Below are 16,433 nucleotides of genomic sequence, written 5' to 3'. Positions count from 1 at the left end.
GTCATAGCTCACTGTTTGTTATGGCATAATTTGACATTATGTAGGCTGTGAGGCTTGGAGGAATTCTTATGACCCGGTGGCTATAGTACAGTCAGCGAGTATTTTTGCAAGTTAATCCGTCAGGATCGGGCACGAAAAGAAGGAACGGCTGGAATCACTGCTACTGGAAGGGTTAGAGTTCGCTCCGGCAACACCAATGACAGACCAAGACTGGGAGAATGTGCCTCAAGCAATACGCGATCGCATTTCTCAGCGAAATTAAGAGCTTACAGATAGTTGAAGTCACAGATGCAATATTGACAAAGGATTTGTGAGATCAAAGCACCCTTTTAGCTCATCGTATGACAGACATTGCTTCAAAGGACAGCCCTGACTTACTTTCTGTAGCTCAAACAGCATTGCTGCTATGCGTAACTCGTCAGCGAGTTCACAACCTGATTAAGAATGGTCAGATTGTAACTCGCAAACTTGGGGGTTACTACTACATAGAAGCTACTGAGTAGAGAGATATAAGAATCAACAGTAGTGCATCAGGTTATTGTTGGGAAGGTAGCAAGATCATGCCAACTCCAAGGGTGGTCAGCCAGTCCAGCTCGCTGAGCCGCCGTTGTCTTCAATCGACTATGCTGCCAAATCCAGTTGAAGTAACTCACCACGAGTCGCGTTGTTAGTGACGGAAAGCTCCCACACTTTGCCAAATTTGTTTTGTCTACGATGCCACCGACCTGTTTGTTGCCTCGGTTGTGACCTGTTCAACTTGGTTGTTATGAACCAACTGAGCTTTGGCACTCGATGAGCGAACAATACTCACAACGTGTTGTAAGCCAGTCCACTGATGCGACTAATCCCTCGTAAACTGGTGCCTTCGCTATGAGCCTGTAGCACTTGGTGGATTTGCTTTGGGTTAACATGAGGAAGTTTAGCTGATGGCGACAAGGAAATGGTAACTTAAAGTAGAGGTGCGATCGCACCAAACATTCTTTGCTCAGATCCCACCCCAGAAACCCGCTTTCTAGCGCCATTGCATCATCCCCCCCAAAAAAATAGCCGCGCTTTCCACTGGGAAAAACACGGATTGTGCTTTAATTGGTTTGACAGGTTTGTTGCAACTGTTAGCCTAACCCTTCTGTTATTGAATCGGTTTAGGTTGTTAAGTTATGCTTTAACTGTCGCTTTTTGTTGCTGTTTGCGCTTCAGCATGGAACCAGCACCCATTGCACCTAATGCCAGCAAGCCGAAGGTAGAAGCGGGTTCGGGGACGGTCGCAGGCGGTGTCGGCGGTGTCGGGACATAATCATTAGTTGTCATAGTAGCCCACAGCGGATTCACAGAGTTGCCTCCCCCATTCCAACTGAACCAGGCCAAATTGGGTTGACCCCAGCCAGGTGCGTCTGCGTTCCACACCCCTGTATTTAAGTCAAAACTACCAAAACCAAATAAATCGTTCAAATTAAGATAAGCCCCCTCCAAAGGTAAAGAGGTATTAAAAGAAGTAAGTTCATTTTTGGTCAGAAGGCCATCTGAATCATTGTCAAAGCCTTCTACACTTCCAGTTCCATATTCCTGCTGATTATAATTCCATACGAATGAGAAGTTAAAAGAAGCTGCATTAGCTGGATTTGCTTTCATGGAAACTAGGGAAACAGCGCCAACAGCGACACCTAACACTAACTTCTTCAGAATGTTTGCAGTCATGATAGTTGAGGTAGCCATTTTTCCGATCTCTCCAAACAAATTAAGGTTGACAGTGAGAATTACTCTAGAAGTACGATTCGCGAAAACCTTCGGATTAGTAGAAACTACCCATCAATATCTGTAAAAACTTACTGTAGTTAGATAATTTCGCGCTCATTAGAGTGTCATCACTGAGAACAGATTGGCATACCCCGATCGGTGAAGTCAACGTTTTGAGCCTATCTTCATCAAAAAAATATACCTAAAGATAGATAGAAATATCGCTAACAGGACTTATACTACAGCCAAAACACTGATGTTCAGGGGCTTTCATCCGTCATAATACGTAAAAAGTTGTGTTTAGACTCGATAAATTTGGCACATAAGTATTGACAAATGCAAATTATGTGCATTCACACTTGCGTGAATGTCACCTACAGGCGAATTTCCGGCAAGATGCCGATCTACGACGTTCTTTCGTCAGTGTGGGGAGGGATACGTAGGCTCTAGCATCTTGGTGGTACATAGAAGCTTAGCTTAGCAGCGATGTTTCATTCACCAAAGTAGGTGCAAAAGAAACCCTGTTTCTGGACCAACAGAAATCAAAATAAAGTTGGAGTGTATAACTTATTACTCCTACCCATGCCTCAATCAACGTGACAGCACTGGCATGGCTGAACACTGGGAAACCCACGGAGCTAGATGCTCGACAATCACGACTTTTTTAAACAATCCCAGCGTGAACTATGTCAATCCTAATGCCAAGTTTCGATGGGAAAAAATGAAGTGTTTTAGGTTGAGGAATTGGGGCATCAACTCATGATCACGGGGAATTGGACCGGAAATGAGGTGAGGGAAGAATGTCACAAATTGACTGTAGGCGATCGGGTTGGTGTCTAGGGTTTTGCCGCGATTGGTGTCCACCAAATAAGCAATCGGGGTAAAGGTGTAGAAGGAGATACCTGGAGGCAAGGGAATTGCAGGAATACTCCAGCCTGTATTGAGCAGTTGATTGACCACAGTCATGGCAAAGCTGGCATACTTGTAAAAGCCTAGGAGCACGAGGTTGAGGCAGATACCTAAGTCGCGATCGCTTGCCTAATCAGCCTACTCACGGAGTAGTTAACAGCGATCAATCCCAACAACACGGGTAGGAAGGTGATGCTCCAATAACTGTAAAACGCGAGGGAGGCTAGCAGTAACCACGCGATCGCTACCCAGATCAAGCGAAATTTTTTTAGGGCAAAAAAGCCAATTAGAGTAATCGGTAAAAAGCAGAAGATAAAGGTATAGGAGTTAAATAGCAAGAGAATCGGGCGGCAAGATGAATTAATTGTGCCCCGATTATAGCAGTTCTCTTCTCATATGGTGGGAGTAATGCTGCTGCTCCAGACGTTCAAATAACTCTTCTAGAATCGCAATTCCACTCAACTGAGAACCGCATATTATGATTGTGTTTATCAACTTGTTCGCTTTACCTGCGATTCTAAAATTGCCCCGTAAAGTGGACTATTTTGCATCAATTCTTCATGCGTTCCTTGCGCCATTAGTCGTCCTTGATCCATCAACAAAATCCGATCGGCATTCCGCACGGTACTAATGCGTTGAGCGATCGCAAAGGTCGTGCAAGCCTTTTGGCGCATCAGGCGATCGAGTTCCTCCTGAATCTGGGCAGCGGTTCTGGCATCTACGGCAGAGGTGCTGTCATCGAGGATGAGAATGCTGTAATCTGTCAGCAATGTGCGAGCGATCGCGATCCGTTGCTTTTGTCCGCCCGATAAGCCTACACCGCGTTCTCCAACAATCGTTTCGTAACCATCGGGCAAGCTAGTAATAAAGTCGTGCATTTGCGTGGCTTTTGCGACTTCAATGACTTGCTCCAAGTCTGCATCAGGCTTAGCATAAGCAATATTCTCGCGGATGGTGCCAGAGAACAGTGTGGTTTCCTGAAATACAATGCCAATATGCGATCGCAAACTTGTTAGGGTGAAGTCCCGCACATCTCGTCCATCGATGCGAACTGACCCCGCCGTAACATCATAGAAGCGCGGAATCAGGTTGATAATGGTGCTTTTCCCGGAACCAGTCATCCCCAGAATGGCGATGAGTTCTTTCGGTTTAGTTTCAAAAGAAACACCTTTCAGGGCTTCTGTGGTGGCTCCTGGATAGCGGAACGAGACATTTTCAAATGTAATTCGACCGCCGCAAGTTTCAAAAGGGACAGCACCAGGGCGATCGCGAATTTCAATCTCTGCATCCACTACTTCATAGACTCGTTCGGCAGATGCTGCCGCTTGCGCGATCGCGGGAGCCGCAAATCCTATTAATAAAACGGGTTGAAGAATCAACAGCAAGTAAGAGTTAAACGCTACCAATTCTCCAATTGAAAACCGATTTTCAATGACCTCTGCACCCCCATAACCGATGACAACGACTGTCACCAAGTTACTGAGCAAAAAGATGAACGGAAAAGTATCGCGGATGGCGCGAATGGTCTTCATGTTGGTCACAATCAACGCATCATTCAGCGTCGTGTAACGCTTTGCTTCTGCTGATTCTCGGACAAACGCTTTTACCACTCGCACGCCCAGCAGGTTCTCTTGCAATACAGTATTCAGATTACCGAGTTGCTCCTGAACTTGCCCGAACAACCGGCTATTTTTGGTGAGAAATTGCGCCAACAACCACCCTGAGATGGGTACGACTGTTAGCGTAATCAGCGCTAGTTGCCAGTTCATTAACAGCAGGATGGTGGCAATGCTGACAAGTGTTATGACTGCACCGATCACTTGCATCAGGCTCGTACTGAGGAACGTGCGGATTTGCTCAATATCGCTAGTGACGCGAGTTAGCAGTTGAGAAGTCTGGGATTGGTCGTGATAGCTGAAACTGAGGTTTTGAATCTTGCTGAAAATCTTGTTTCGCAGATCGTAGGCAACCCCCTGAGATGCGGTTTCTGCCCAAAAACTTTGTCCGAAGTTAAACAAACCGCGCGCGATCGCAGCAACGACCATCCATCCAGCGCTGTAAAACACAATTTGGAGGTTTCGCTGGGCAATCCCTTCATCGATTCCCCAACGAAACAGTTGGGGAGTGACGGCATAAGCAGCCGTTAAAAGCAAGGAACTGAGCAACGCCCCTATCGAGATCCAACGGTAGGCGATTAAACTTCCTAGCACGCGCTGAAGCGGCTGCATCGATGACTTGTTTTGGAGTTCTGATTGCTGAACCAATAGAATTTACCCTTCTGTATTTAGAAAAGTCTCTCCTGACTAAGATTAACTAAGATTCGATAGAAAAAAGCTGCAATCCTCAAGGACAAGCTGCTTTGCATAACCGTCGCCTCACGCCTCACTCAAGTCGCGATCGCATCATGCACTAAGCCGTAACACTAAGCCGTAAGCCGTCACAATAGAATTCTGGGGCGATCGCATTCCCAGCTTTAAAAGCGCAGACTCACCGAAAATCAAGGATTTTATAACCTGCGTAGCCAGGTTTTGTTTGTGTGCTTGCGATCGCTGTGCGGTTTCAGCCACCAGGTTGCAAGATGTGAGGAAACCCACCCACGCCAATACGTCATCTACCCACCTGATCGAAGTCACCGGAGATCTATAGCAATTCTCGTTTGGGTGCCATACATCTATAGCGGCATAGCAATTAAAAAGCCTCTATCGAACGTTAGAACCGCCATTTACTCCACCTAACTGAAAAATGCTGTATATGCGATCGCAATCTTTCCCGGTCGTCCCACGCTCAAAGCATTACACTGAGTAACTTAAACTCTGGCGATCGCTTTCACTTTCCCTAATTTCTCGGAGATAAAAGCTTTATTTATTCTTAATTTTTTTATAAATCAGTGATTATACGGTGAACATTTATGATTTCAAAAATGTACTGTGTAATGAGATGTATCGAAAATCTAAAATTTGGTTTCGGTAAATACCATATTTAAGGTTATAAATGTAACCTTGCATCGGTTGATTTGAAAGGGAAGTAGTCCTCTATATCTCCAAAATGCCAGATATGGTTCTGCCATATTACTTGGTAAGTAATTTGCCAACTTTTAACCCTTGAGCAGCATCTATGAAACTCAATTGCAAGCTTGCCCTCTACTCCTTTCTAGCTCGGTTCGGACTGCTTAAGAAAAGCTATACCGCCAAAATTATGTTGGTGGCATTTTTAGGCACTCACGTACCACTTTTAACCTTATTGATAACTTTCGTTATTTCAAACTCTTATTCCTGGGAAATGACAGTGCGAGTGCTGGTGATTGCTCTGTTGGCTACCTTAGTGGGTACAGCAGCTACTCTGTATGCACTACGCCACCTCCTCGCCCCAGTCATTTTGACATCTGCTGCATTACAAGACTATTTGAATACCAAAAAGTTACCCGAACTGCCTACAGAATTTGCCGATGAAGCAGGCACATTAATGGCAGATACCTCACAAACTCTTCATAAGTTAGATGAATTAATTCACTACATCAGCAACTACGATGGACTGACTGGATTACCTAATCGGGATTTATTCTGCGATCGCTTGCATCAGATAGTATCCCAATCTGAAAACAACCAGCGGCTGGTAGCAGTGCTTTTGTTGGGTATCGACGATTTCACTGATATGAGTCATACATTGGATCGGGAAACCTTAAATTTGCTGTTAAGAGCAGTTGCCCAACGTTTGACAACCTGTATGGGTCAAACAGAGATTTTGGCTCATGTGAGTGGAGATGAATTTGCGATCGCGCTAACGGAAATTCCCTGCTTTGAGAGCGCGATCAAGCTATCCCAGTTGCTAGTAAGTACGCTGGCAAAACCCTTCTTTTTAGAGGGTAGCTCGATTCGGATTACCGCCAGTATTGGTATCGCAATTAATGACCTAGAAGATCGCAATGGTGTGGATAAACTGTTGCAACAGGCTCGTCTGGCGCTATATCAGGCGAAACAACAAGGACGTAGCCAATATCAGTTCTATTCGCCAGAAGTGAATGCTCAGTTGCAGGAACGACTGGTATTAGAAAATGAATTACATGGAGCGGTTGAGCGCAACGAAATGGTGGTTTATTACCAACCCTTAATTGATTTGCATACCAGAAAAATCACGGCAATGGAAGCCCTGGTTCGCTGGCAGCACCCGACGCTAGGGTTGGTTTCTCCAGCTAAGTTTATTCCCATTGCAGAAGCAAATGGTTCGATCGTGCAAATAGGAGAATGGGTTTTGCGAACTGCTTGCGCCCAAACTCGTGCTTGGCAGCTTGCCGGATTCCCTCCAATTCGGATATCGGTAAATCTGTCAGCTCGACAGTTTGAACAACCAAATCTAGTCGAAGTCGTCAACCAAACCCTTGAGGAAACCGGGTTAAAAGCATCTTACCTAGAACTAGAAGTGACTGAAAGCCTCCTCATGGGGGACGTTCAGCGATCTGTTAACACTTTAGAGCAATTACGAAACCTGGGTATCTTGCTGGCTTTGGATGATTTTGGCACCGGCTATTCCTCTCTGAACTACTTGAAGCGCTTTCCCGTTACCATGCTCAAGATCGATCGGTCATTTGTGCAGGATGTGACATCTAATCCTGATAGTGCCGCTGTAACCGATGCCATCATTGCCCTCGCAAAGAGCCTGCGGTTGAACATTACAGCAGAAGGCATAGAAACCCAAGAACAGTTTGACTACTTGCAAAGACGGGGGTGTGAAGAAGGTCAGGGGTTCTACTTTAGCCGTCCTGTCCCCGCTGATGCGATCGCTCAAATGCTCCAAGAAAGTTTTCAGCAAGCCGTAGCCTAGAGAAAATCTGGCTGGCTGTTAGACTGCCTCCTTTAATCTCTAGCGATCGCACTTGTTTCGTATTGGGTGAGTGCGATCGCTTTTGGCGTGCAACCACATCCACAACAACTCTCGATCCTCCACGCCTTCAGAAGGCGCAGAGCGATTGGGAGCCTTCGGTTTGGCTCTCATGAATTCCTAGTTGTATTGCAGAAGCTGCTCCATCAGAAAGATGGAATCTTTGTGCGCCTGCGGCTTTTTGTGTCGATGAACTACGCGATCGATATTGATACACTAAGCATGTAGGGATGAGTTCACCCCATGCCAGAAGCCAAACCTAGAGCGATCGCTAACGAAGACGATCTCATCCAAATCTTAGAGCGATCGCCAATTATCACAAGTCTTCATGCGGGCTGGAATAACATTTTCCTGGGACATTTCCGCACACCTGCCTTTGAAGCTCCTGAAGTTTCCAGTCTCTTTTGGCATAGTCTTCTCATTTTCCCAAAAACCGAGGCTCCGATTCAGGCACGGCGAACCCTAGACGGAAAAATTCAGCATGAGCAAGTCGTTGAAGGGGATATTGTTATTACTCCCGCCCAGGTTAGTCATCGTTCTTGTTGGAATGCAGAACATGACTTTATTGTTATCGCTATAGCTCCTGATATTCTCGCTCGTGCTGTTGACGAATCGGCTGAACCTTCTAACGTTGAGCTATTGCCTCAGTTTGCCACATCTGATGGGCTAGTTCTGCAAATTGGGCTGGCACTTAAGCAAGTGTTAGAAAACAACCCTCAAGGGAGTCGTCTCTACGCTGAAACGATGGCAAATGCTCTAGCCGTTCACCTGTTACAACACTACTCGGCACGCCAACCCATTTTACGTGACTATAATGGCGGTCTTTCCAGACACCAATTGCGGCAAGTCATTGACTACATTAATGGGCATCTCGATCGAGATTTAGGTTTAGCGGAACTGGCGAAAATCGTGCAGATGAGTCCCCATTATTTCACTCGCTTGTTTAAACAGTCAACGGGCTTGACTCCGCATCAATATGTGATTCGCCGTCGAGTCGAACGGGCTAAAGAATTACTCCTAAACGGAGAACTCAGTATTGCAGAGGTAGCCTACAGCGTTGGTTTTGCCAACCAAAGCCATCTCAACCGTCACTTGAAACGTCTGCTAGGCGTGACTCCCAGACATATCCGACAAGGATAGCAAGAACGTACAACAAATTGGACGAATCTACAAGACGCTCTAGATTAGAAAGGTAATTCTGAGTAATGTAGAGTTATCAAGCGAGTGGTCAATGGATACCGTCAAAATTCCTTCCGCTATTGTTGGCAGCAGCGCCACAGAAATTGCTCAAAAAATTGCGGCTGGAGAACTTTCTGCCAGCGAAGTCGTTGAGGCGCACATTCAACGCATTGAGGAGGTTAATCCTCGCTTAAATGCTGTAATTATCCCTCTATTTGACCAAGCGCGAGCGCAAGCAAAAGCTGCTGATGAAGCTCGCTCTAGGGGAGAAACACTGGGACTATTACACGGAGTACCCATCACCATTAAAGAGTCATTTGATGTAGCGGGGACTGTCTCCAACATGGGAATCTCTGCTCTCAGCCAAACGGCAAAGCAGGATGCACCACTGGTCACAAGACTGCAACAGGCAGGAGCGATTATTTTAGGTAAAACCAATGTCCCCCAGTTGCTAGCATCGAACGAATCGGATAATCCCGTCTACGGTCGCACCGTGAATCCCTGGAATCCGGAACGCTCTCCAGGGGGAAGCAGTGGTGGTGAAGCGGCGATTATCGCGGCTTTGGGTTCGTGTCTTGGCTTGGGAAGTGATATTGGTGGCAGTGTCCGGATGCCTGCCCATGCCTGTGGAATTTGCAGCCTCAAACCGACATCGAGTAGGTTATCGATGGTCGGTCACATACCCCTGTTGCCCGGTCAAGAAGCGATACTGGCACAACCCGGCCCAATGGCACGGACTGTTGCTGACTTGAACCTGGCGATGAAGGTTCTGGCGGCACCGGGACAGGAAACGTTTGACCCTAGTATTCCACCCGTACCTTGGCGCGAACCATCTGATGTCAAGCTGGAAAATCTGCGAATCGCTTTTTTCACTGACAACGGCATCATTACCCCTTCCCCTGCTGTGCGGCGCGCTGTGAGAGAAGCTGCCCTTTCACTTGAAAAACGTGGTGCAATTGTCGAAGAGTGGACACCTCCAGACTTGCTTAAAGCTTTACAGTTATACCTCCAACTCTATGGTGCAGATGGCTTAGTAACCTCGAAAAGGCAGTTAGGTAACAGCAAACGGCATCCACAAATTAATCAGACCATTCAAACAGCTTCTCTGCCAAAACCTTTACTCAGAGTTATTGCCGCAATTTCTGGATTGATGGGTCAGTCGCTCATCGCTAAGCTTTTCCCTTATATGGGCGAAGTATCCGTCAGCGAATATTGGCAAACGATTGATGAACGTAACCGCTACCGTGCAGCTTTTATGGCAGCAATGGAAGCTAAACAATTGGATGCGATACTCTCTCCAGTTTGCGCTCTGCCAGCACTGACTCATGGCAGTAGTAATTATTTACTCCAAGATGCGACTTATACTATCCCGTACAATTTACTGGGTATGCCCGCAGGCGTGGTATCCGTCACGCGGGTGCGTCCGGGTGAAGAAAGCGATCGCTTACTTAGTACACAGTTAAGTGAGCAAACAGCTTCCAAAGTAGAACAAGGGAGTGTTGGGTTACCTGTGGGTGTACAAGTTGCAGCGCGTCACTGGCGTGAAGATATTGTTTTAGCGGTGATGGCGGCAATAGAAGAACATTTCCAGTCGCAACCTGACTATCCGATTCATCCACCTGTTTAGGTTAGGCTGACATCTCCCTTGACCCCTATTTTCAAGAGAGATCGCAGTTATCGCTCTTGTGTCACTCCAGGAAAATAAAAATAGTAGCCAATGGATGAAAGCCCTACTTAATGGACAATCTAGCGATCGCTTGCCTGATAGAAACTCATGTCATAGGCTCAAATGCTAAAACTAGCTTGCTGTAATGGTTTCAGCTTTCGCTCCGGTGAGAGTGATAAAAGAGCGATATATCCTCGATCCTTAGATGAATATTAGAAAAAATACTAGCCTGTTGGCTGCGATACTAAGTTGTTGGAGCAAAGAAATCACTAGAGTCAGACAAGTCAATTTCAAGAAGCCTTGAGTGTTGTCAACAGACATTGATTATCTACCGAGAGATTAAAGACCGTTAAAGTGAAGGGTCAGCATTGGGTAATTGGCGAAATGTTTACGCTTCCCTGGGCAACTCGGCCAAGGCGATTGAGTACCATCAGCAGTCGTTGACCATCGCCCGTAAAGTTCATGACTGCCAAAAATGGAGACCCAAACATGATTAAACTCCCTGGAATTAAAGTTTTAGCCCAAATTTACGAAAGCACCAGTACACTTGTCTACCGGGGAATTAGAGAACAAGATAACCAACGGCTGATCCTGAAAGTCCTCAAAGAAGACTATCCTACCCCTGCCGAACTTGTCCGTTACCAGCAGGAATATGAAATCACCCGTAGCTTTGAACTAGGGGGAGTTGTGAAGGCTCACGAGCTACGAAAACATAACAACACACTGGTAATGCTATTAGAGGATTTCGGTGGAGAATCCTTAGAGAGATTACTCGAAAAAAGACAGTTTACCTTATTAGATTTTCTCCAAATCGCCATTCAGATCGCTGAAAGTCTGGGGAGAATTCATCAGTCAAACATTATCCATAAAGATATTAACCCGTCCAATATTGTTTTTAACTCTCAAACCGGAGAATTAAAAATTATTGACTTTGGCTTGTCCACAGTCTTGTCCAGGGAAAACACTGCCTTAAAAAGCCCTAATGTTTTAGAAGGAACGTTAGCTTATATTTCTCCCGAACAAACAGGCAGGATGAATCGAGCGATCGATTACCGCACTGACTTTTACTCGCTGGGAGTTACCTTTTATAAAATATTGGCAAACCAATTGCCTTTTGACGCTACCGATGCAATGGAGTTGGTTCATTGTCATATTGCTAGACAACCCGTCCCACCCCATAGAGTTAATCCCGAAATTCCTCTAGTCGTTTCAGAAATCGTGATGAAACTCATGGCGAAAACAGCAGAGGAACGATACCAAAGTGCTTTAGGCATTAGAGACGATTTGGCGCTCTGTCTGATGCAACTAGAAAGTGGTGATAAAATTGAAGATTTTGTTTTAGGCGAACAAGATATTTCTGATAAATTTCAAATCCCGCAGAAGCTCTATGGCAGGTCAAGCCAAATTGAAACGTTACTCGCAGCTTTTGAGCAGATAACTCATGGTACCAGCCAACTCATGCTCGTTGCTGGTTATTCCGGTATTGGTAAATCAGTATTAGTTCAAGAAATCTATAAACCCATTACCGAACGACGCGGTTATTACATTTCTGGTAAGTTTGACCAGTTCCAGCGAAATATTCCTTACAGTGCTATCGTCAGTGCATTCCGAGAATTAGTTCGACAACTGCTAACTGAAACGTCCGAACAACTACAGGTATGGCGTGACAAACTCCTATCAGCATTAGGAGCCAACGGACAAATTATTATTGATGTCATCCCCGAAATCGAACTGATTATTGGCAAGCAACCAGCCGTCCTAGAGCTAGCCGCGACTGAATTTCAAAATCGGTTTAACTTAGTCTTTCAAAACTTCATTCATGTCTTTTGTCAACAAGAGCATCCCTTAGTTATCTTTCTAGATGACTTACAGTGGGCCGACTCCGCTACTCTGAAATTAATGCAGTTAATGATGACTGATGTAGATACTTCGTATCTACTGGTAATTGGAGCATATCGGGATAATGAAGTCAGTGCAGCCCATCCCTTGAAAATTACCTTATCAGAAATTCAAAAAGCTGGAGCAACTGTAAATTCTATCTTGCTCTCGCCGTTAGATTTAAGTTGTGTCAATCAATTAATTGCCGATACGCTTAAGTGTGACGCAGAAAGAGCAAAGCCATTAGCCGAATTAGTGCTTGCTAAAACTCAGGGTAATCCGTTCTTCCTGAAAGAGTTTCTCCAGTCGCTTTATACAGAAAACCTATTAGATTTCGATTTTCTCAGTGGCAGTTGGCAGTGGAATTTAGAGCAAATTCAAGCACGAGGTATTACTGATAATGTTGTTGAGTTGATGACTCAAAAAATTCAAAAACTACCAGAAGTGACGCAAGAAGTATTAAAAACCGCTGCTTGTATCGGTAACCAGTTTGATTTAAAAACTCTCTCAATTGTAGGTGAAAAGCCGCAAACAGAAACGGCAAAGGAACTGTGGTCAGCCGTGCGAGAAGGTCTAATTGTCCCAGTGGGAGATGATTACAAATTTCTGCAAACAAACCGAAATCCGGAGGAATTCAAGGTAGCTTACAGGTTTGTCCACGATCGCATCCAACAAGCCGCCTATTCTCTCATTCCTGAACACCGCAAGCAAGCCTACCATCTGCAAATCGGTCAACTGCTCCTGAATAATACCCCACTCCAGCAGCAAGAGGAAAAAATCTTTGACATTGTTAATCAATTGAATTTCGGCAGTAACCTGCTCGAAAACCAGCAGAAACGAGATGAATTGGCAAAGTTAAACCTAATAGCTGGCAAGAAAGCCAAAGCATCAGTCGCTTATCAACCCGCCCTTACCTACTTAACCAGCGGCTTAGAATTGTTGAACCCCCCTCAGTCCTCCCTTAGCAAAAAGGGAAGTGAAGCAGGGTCAAGTTGGCAGAGGCAGTACAATACTACACTTGCTCTGTATGTAGAAGCCGCAGAAGCTGCCTATTTGTGCGGTCAATTCGATGAAATGGAGAGATTAGTTCCAGTCGTGTTGCAACACGGCAAAGTATTGCTGGATAAGGTGAAAGTTTATGAAGTCAAAATCTCTGCTTATCTAGCACAGGACGAGCTATTAGAAGCACTCGATACTGGACTAACAGTTCTGAAACTGTTAGGAGTCAGTTTGCCTAAAAAGCCCAGTAAGTTAGATGTCTTACTCGGTTTGACAGGGACAAAGTTAGCCTTGCGGGGGAAACGCATTGAGGACTTAATCGACTTACCGGAAATGACTGCTCCTGATAAGTTGGCAGCAAGTCGTATTCTAGCGAGAATGGTTTCTGCTTCCTATAGAGCGGCTCCTAATTTATTCCCACTGGTTATTTTTAAAGGTATCAATATCTCGCTCAAATACGGCAATGCTTCCTTCTCCTCAGTGATGTATGTATCTTATGGTTTGATTCTTTGTGGAGTATTAGGAGACATTGAATCTGGTTATAAATTTGGCAATCTAGCTTTAAGTCTATCAGAGCGGCTCAACGCTAGAAGCGTGAAAACTAGAGTAATCTCTATTTTTAATTACTTTATTAGGCATTGGCAGGAGCATGGAAGACAGACGTTACAGCCTTTGCTGCTCGGATATTCTATCGGACTAGAAACAGGAGATTTAGAATATGGGACGTATTGCGTAGAGATGTATTCCTACCATTCCTATTGCATAGGACAGGAGTTAGCTGTTGTTGAGCGGGAGGCAACCAAATACAGCGATGCTATCCAAAAATTAAAGCAAGAGCAAAACCTGCATGAGATTAGTCTAAATCGGCAGAGGGCGCTGAATTTGATGGGGCAATCGAAAAATCCCTGCCGTTTAATTGGCGATTTTTTTGACGAGTCGAAAAAACTGCCCCTGCTTATTGAAGCGAATGACCGAACCGCACTTTTTTTTATATATTTTGAAAAACTGACACTCTGTTACCTATTTGGAGAGTACGAGGAAGCCCTAGACAATGCGGCACTAGCGGCAAGATGTGTAGATAATGCAGTAGGGTTGCTGATCGTTACGTTGTTTTACTTTTACGATTCTCTCGCACGAATTGCTACATATTCTTCCACCTCTAAATTTCAGCAGAAACGCCTACTTAACCAGGTGCGAGCTAACCAGAAAAAACTCAAAAAACGGGCGCATTATGCCCCAATGAATCATTTACACAAGTTTTATCTAGTGGAAGCAGAATTGCACCGGGTTCAAGGAGAGAAGATGATGGCAATGGACTATTACAAAAAAGCTATTGCTCTTGCTAAAGAACATGAATACATCAATGAAGAAGCACTAGCACACGAACTCGCCGCTAAGTTTTATCTCGCTTTAGATCAAGATAAAATCGCGCAAGTCTATATGCAAGATGCCCGTTATTGCTATCTCCGCTGGGGTGCAACAGCTAAAGTTAACGATTTAGATACGCGCTATCCTCACTTATTACAAAGAAAGCCCTCTAACAGGGGAACACTTAGCACTAAGCTATCTACGCCGCCTACCACAACAGGAAGTAGCACTTCCTCTGAACTGGATTTGATCGCAATCATGAAAGCTTCGCAAACTCTATCTGAAGAAATTGTGCTAGATAAATTACTGGCAAAATTGATGCGGATTATTATTGAGAATGCCGGAGCGCAAACGGGCTTTTTGATTCTGGAAAAAAAGGGAAAATTGCTGATAGAAGCTGAAGGATCTGCGGATAAAGATGGCGTGACTGTGTTGCAGTCAATCCCCGTCCAGTCTGTATGGGAACCTAATGATAAACTTCTCATGTCTCACACAATTGTTAACTATGTGGCTCGCACGCAGGAAAGTGTAGTCTTGAACGATGCTGCTAATGACCCTAAATTTGCTCATTCCCCCTATATCAAAGTACATAAGCCTAAATCAATTTTGTGCTTTCCTCTCCAACATCAAGGTAAACTCGCAGGAATTATCTATTTAGAAAACAACCTAACCACAGAGGCTTTTACTCCCGATCGCGTAGAACTCTTAAATCTGCTTTCCTCTCAGGCCGCAATTTCCATTGATAATGCCCGTCTCTACAACAATCTCACCGAACTCAATCACGCTTTTGAGCGCTTTGTCCCCCGCCAATTCCTCCAATTATTGGATAAAGAGAGCATTACTGATGTTAAATTAGGCGACCAAGTTCAACAGGAAATGTCGGTACTATTTTCTGATATTCGCGAATTCACAACTTTATCGGAAAGTATGAACCCTCAAGACAATTTCAAATTTATTAATTCCTATTTATCTCACATGGAGCCAGCCATTATTGAAAACCAAGGGTTTATTGATAAATATATTGGCGATGCAATTATGGCTCTATTTAGTGGTAAGGCAGATAATGCAGTGAAAGCAGGAATTGATATGCTGCATCGTCTTACCGAATATAATCAACATCGCACCGCTTCTGGATACGTACCGATTAAGATTGGCATTGGCATCAATACAGGTTCTTTAATACTCGGTACGGTTGGGGGAAAAAACCGGATGGATAGCACGGTGATTAGCGATGCAGTTAATTTAGCCTCGCGGATAGAAAGCTTGACCAAACAATATGGGATTTCGCTGTTAATTAGTCACCACACTTTCCAGTCTTTGCCAGATTCTAACCAGTATGCTATCCGTCTTATCGATCGCGTAAAAGTTAAGGGAAAATCAAAAGCGGTATCGATGTTTGAAGTTTTCGATGCCGATCCGCCTGAGACTTATGAGGGCAAGGTAGCCACGAGAACGCTATTTGAAGAAGCTTTGATACTCTACCATTGGCAAAAGCTTAGAGATGCTGAGCGATTATTTGCTGAGTGCCTGCGCCGCAATCCTACAGATAAAGCAGCTCAAATTTATCAACAGCGCTGCACTCAACGCGATTAGGACTAGGCAAAAATAGAAGGTTGGTGCAACCTGGGGCAACTCTGAGTTGGAATTATTGATATGTATAGGTTTCAGCCTTTGTCTCTTTACTGATGAATGATACCCGTTTTCACCGCTTGTTATCGCTCTTTTGTCACTCTCGCCTGAGCGAAAGCTGAACTCCTTACACCAAGCTAGGTTTAGCATTTGAGGCTATGACATGAGTTTCTATCAGGCAAGCGATCGCTAGATT

At 44.8% G+C, this 16,433-nt stretch carries 11 protein-coding genes and 1 pseudogene; 5 read left to right on the top strand and 7 right to left on the bottom strand.

Features of this window, described 5'->3' with window-relative positions; all coding sequences use genetic code 11:
- Window positions 1-341: 341 nt before the first annotated feature.
- Window positions 342-503, top strand: coding sequence for a helix-turn-helix domain-containing protein (locus NDI44_RS03700; RefSeq protein WP_199304824.1), 162 nt, complete (start codon window positions 342-344; stop codon window positions 501-503).
- A 27-nt stretch (window positions 504-530) separates the two neighbouring features.
- Here the strand turns inward: NDI44_RS03700 and NDI44_RS03695 are convergent.
- From NDI44_RS03695 to NDI44_RS03670, 6 genes and pseudogenes are all read right to left on the bottom strand, one after another.
- Window positions 531-909 (bottom strand): annotated as a pseudogene (locus NDI44_RS03695) (hypothetical protein); the annotation flags it as partial.
- Window positions 910-1,155: 246 nt separating this feature from the next.
- Entirely contained in the window at window positions 1,156-1,713 is a 558-nt protein-coding gene (locus tag NDI44_RS03690) for a PEP-CTERM sorting domain-containing protein (protein ID WP_199302304.1), read from the bottom strand.
- 705 nt (window positions 1,714-2,418) lie between these two features.
- Window positions 2,419-2,700 (bottom strand): hypothetical protein, encoded by a 282-nt coding sequence (locus NDI44_RS03685; RefSeq protein WP_190673222.1) that lies wholly within the window; start codon window positions 2,698-2,700, stop codon window positions 2,419-2,421.
- A 53-nt stretch (window positions 2,701-2,753) separates the two neighbouring features.
- Entirely contained in the window at window positions 2,754-2,981 is a 228-nt protein-coding gene (locus NDI44_RS03680) for a hypothetical protein (RefSeq protein ID WP_190412421.1), read from the bottom strand.
- A 153-nt stretch (window positions 2,982-3,134) separates the two neighbouring features.
- Entirely contained in the window at window positions 3,135-4,871 is a 1,737-nt protein-coding gene (locus tag NDI44_RS03675; protein WP_190412860.1) for an ABC transporter transmembrane domain-containing protein, read from the bottom strand.
- A gap of 174 nt (window positions 4,872-5,045) precedes the next feature.
- Window positions 5,046-5,276 (bottom strand): hypothetical protein, encoded by a 231-nt coding sequence (locus NDI44_RS03670; RefSeq protein WP_190412420.1) that lies wholly within the window; start codon window positions 5,274-5,276, stop codon window positions 5,046-5,048.
- 481 nt (window positions 5,277-5,757) lie between these two features.
- On the opposite strand from NDI44_RS03670, the gene NDI44_RS03665 reads away from it, so the two are divergent.
- Window positions 5,758-7,461 (top strand): bifunctional diguanylate cyclase/phosphodiesterase, encoded by a 1,704-nt coding sequence (locus NDI44_RS03665; protein ID WP_190412419.1) that lies wholly within the window; start codon window positions 5,758-5,760, stop codon window positions 7,459-7,461.
- Between the two features lie 39 nt (window positions 7,462-7,500).
- Here NDI44_RS03665 and NDI44_RS03660 read toward each other — a convergent pair whose 3' ends face one another.
- On the bottom strand, window positions 7,501-7,632 hold the full coding sequence (locus tag NDI44_RS03660; protein ID WP_277877551.1) for a hypothetical protein: 132 nt from the start codon (window positions 7,630-7,632) through the stop codon (window positions 7,501-7,503).
- 129 nt (window positions 7,633-7,761) lie between these two features.
- Here NDI44_RS03660 and NDI44_RS03655 point away from each other — a divergent pair, with 129 nt between their 5' ends.
- The 3 genes from NDI44_RS03655 to NDI44_RS03645 all read left to right on the top strand — a co-directional run bounded on the left by NDI44_RS03655 (window position 7,762) and on the right by NDI44_RS03645 (window position 16,201).
- Window positions 7,762-8,658, top strand: a complete 897-nt coding sequence (locus NDI44_RS03655; RefSeq protein ID WP_190412418.1) for an AraC family transcriptional regulator — start codon at window positions 7,762-7,764, stop codon at window positions 8,656-8,658.
- A gap of 91 nt (window positions 8,659-8,749) precedes the next feature.
- Entirely contained in the window at window positions 8,750-10,324 is a 1,575-nt protein-coding gene (locus NDI44_RS03650) for an amidase (protein WP_190412417.1), read from the top strand.
- A 528-nt stretch (window positions 10,325-10,852) separates the two neighbouring features.
- Window positions 10,853-16,201 (top strand): AAA family ATPase, encoded by a 5,349-nt coding sequence (locus tag NDI44_RS03645; protein ID WP_190412416.1) that lies wholly within the window; start codon window positions 10,853-10,855, stop codon window positions 16,199-16,201.
- Window positions 16,202-16,433 lie beyond the last annotated feature (232 nt).

The sequence above is a fragment of the Trichocoleus sp. DQ-A3 genome, from assembly GCF_039961975.1.
In the GTDB taxonomy this organism is placed as follows: domain Bacteria; phylum Cyanobacteriota; class Cyanobacteriia; order Cyanobacteriales; family FACHB-T130; genus FACHB-T130.
Note: the sequence above shows the minus strand (reverse complement) of the source record. Positions and strands in the feature narration are given on the sequence as shown.

Excerpts from the sequence above, each read along its gene's own strand:
- NDI44_RS03700 (WP_199304824.1), top strand. The coding sequence starts at position 342 with ATGACAGACATTGCTTCAAAGGACAGCCCTGACTTACTTTCTGTAGCT.
- NDI44_RS03690 (WP_199302304.1), bottom strand. The coding sequence starts at position 1,713 with ATGGCTACCTCAACTATCATGACTGCAAACATTCTGAAGAAGTTAGTG.
- NDI44_RS03685 (WP_190673222.1), bottom strand. The coding sequence starts at position 2,700 with ATGACTGTGGTCAATCAACTGCTCAATACAGGCTGGAGTATTCCTGCA.
- NDI44_RS03675 (WP_190412860.1), bottom strand. The coding sequence starts at position 4,871 with ATGCAGCCGCTTCAGCGCGTGCTAGGAAGTTTAATCGCCTACCGTTGG.
- NDI44_RS03665 (WP_190412419.1), top strand. The coding sequence starts at position 5,758 with ATGAAACTCAATTGCAAGCTTGCCCTCTACTCCTTTCTAGCTCGGTTC.
- NDI44_RS03660 (WP_277877551.1), bottom strand. The coding sequence starts at position 7,632 with ATGAGAGCCAAACCGAAGGCTCCCAATCGCTCTGCGCCTTCTGAAGGC.
- NDI44_RS03655 (WP_190412418.1), top strand. The coding sequence starts at position 7,762 with ATGCCAGAAGCCAAACCTAGAGCGATCGCTAACGAAGACGATCTCATC.
- NDI44_RS03650 (WP_190412417.1), top strand. The coding sequence starts at position 8,750 with ATGGATACCGTCAAAATTCCTTCCGCTATTGTTGGCAGCAGCGCCACA.
- NDI44_RS03645 (WP_190412416.1), top strand. The coding sequence starts at position 10,853 with ATGATTAAACTCCCTGGAATTAAAGTTTTAGCCCAAATTTACGAAAGC.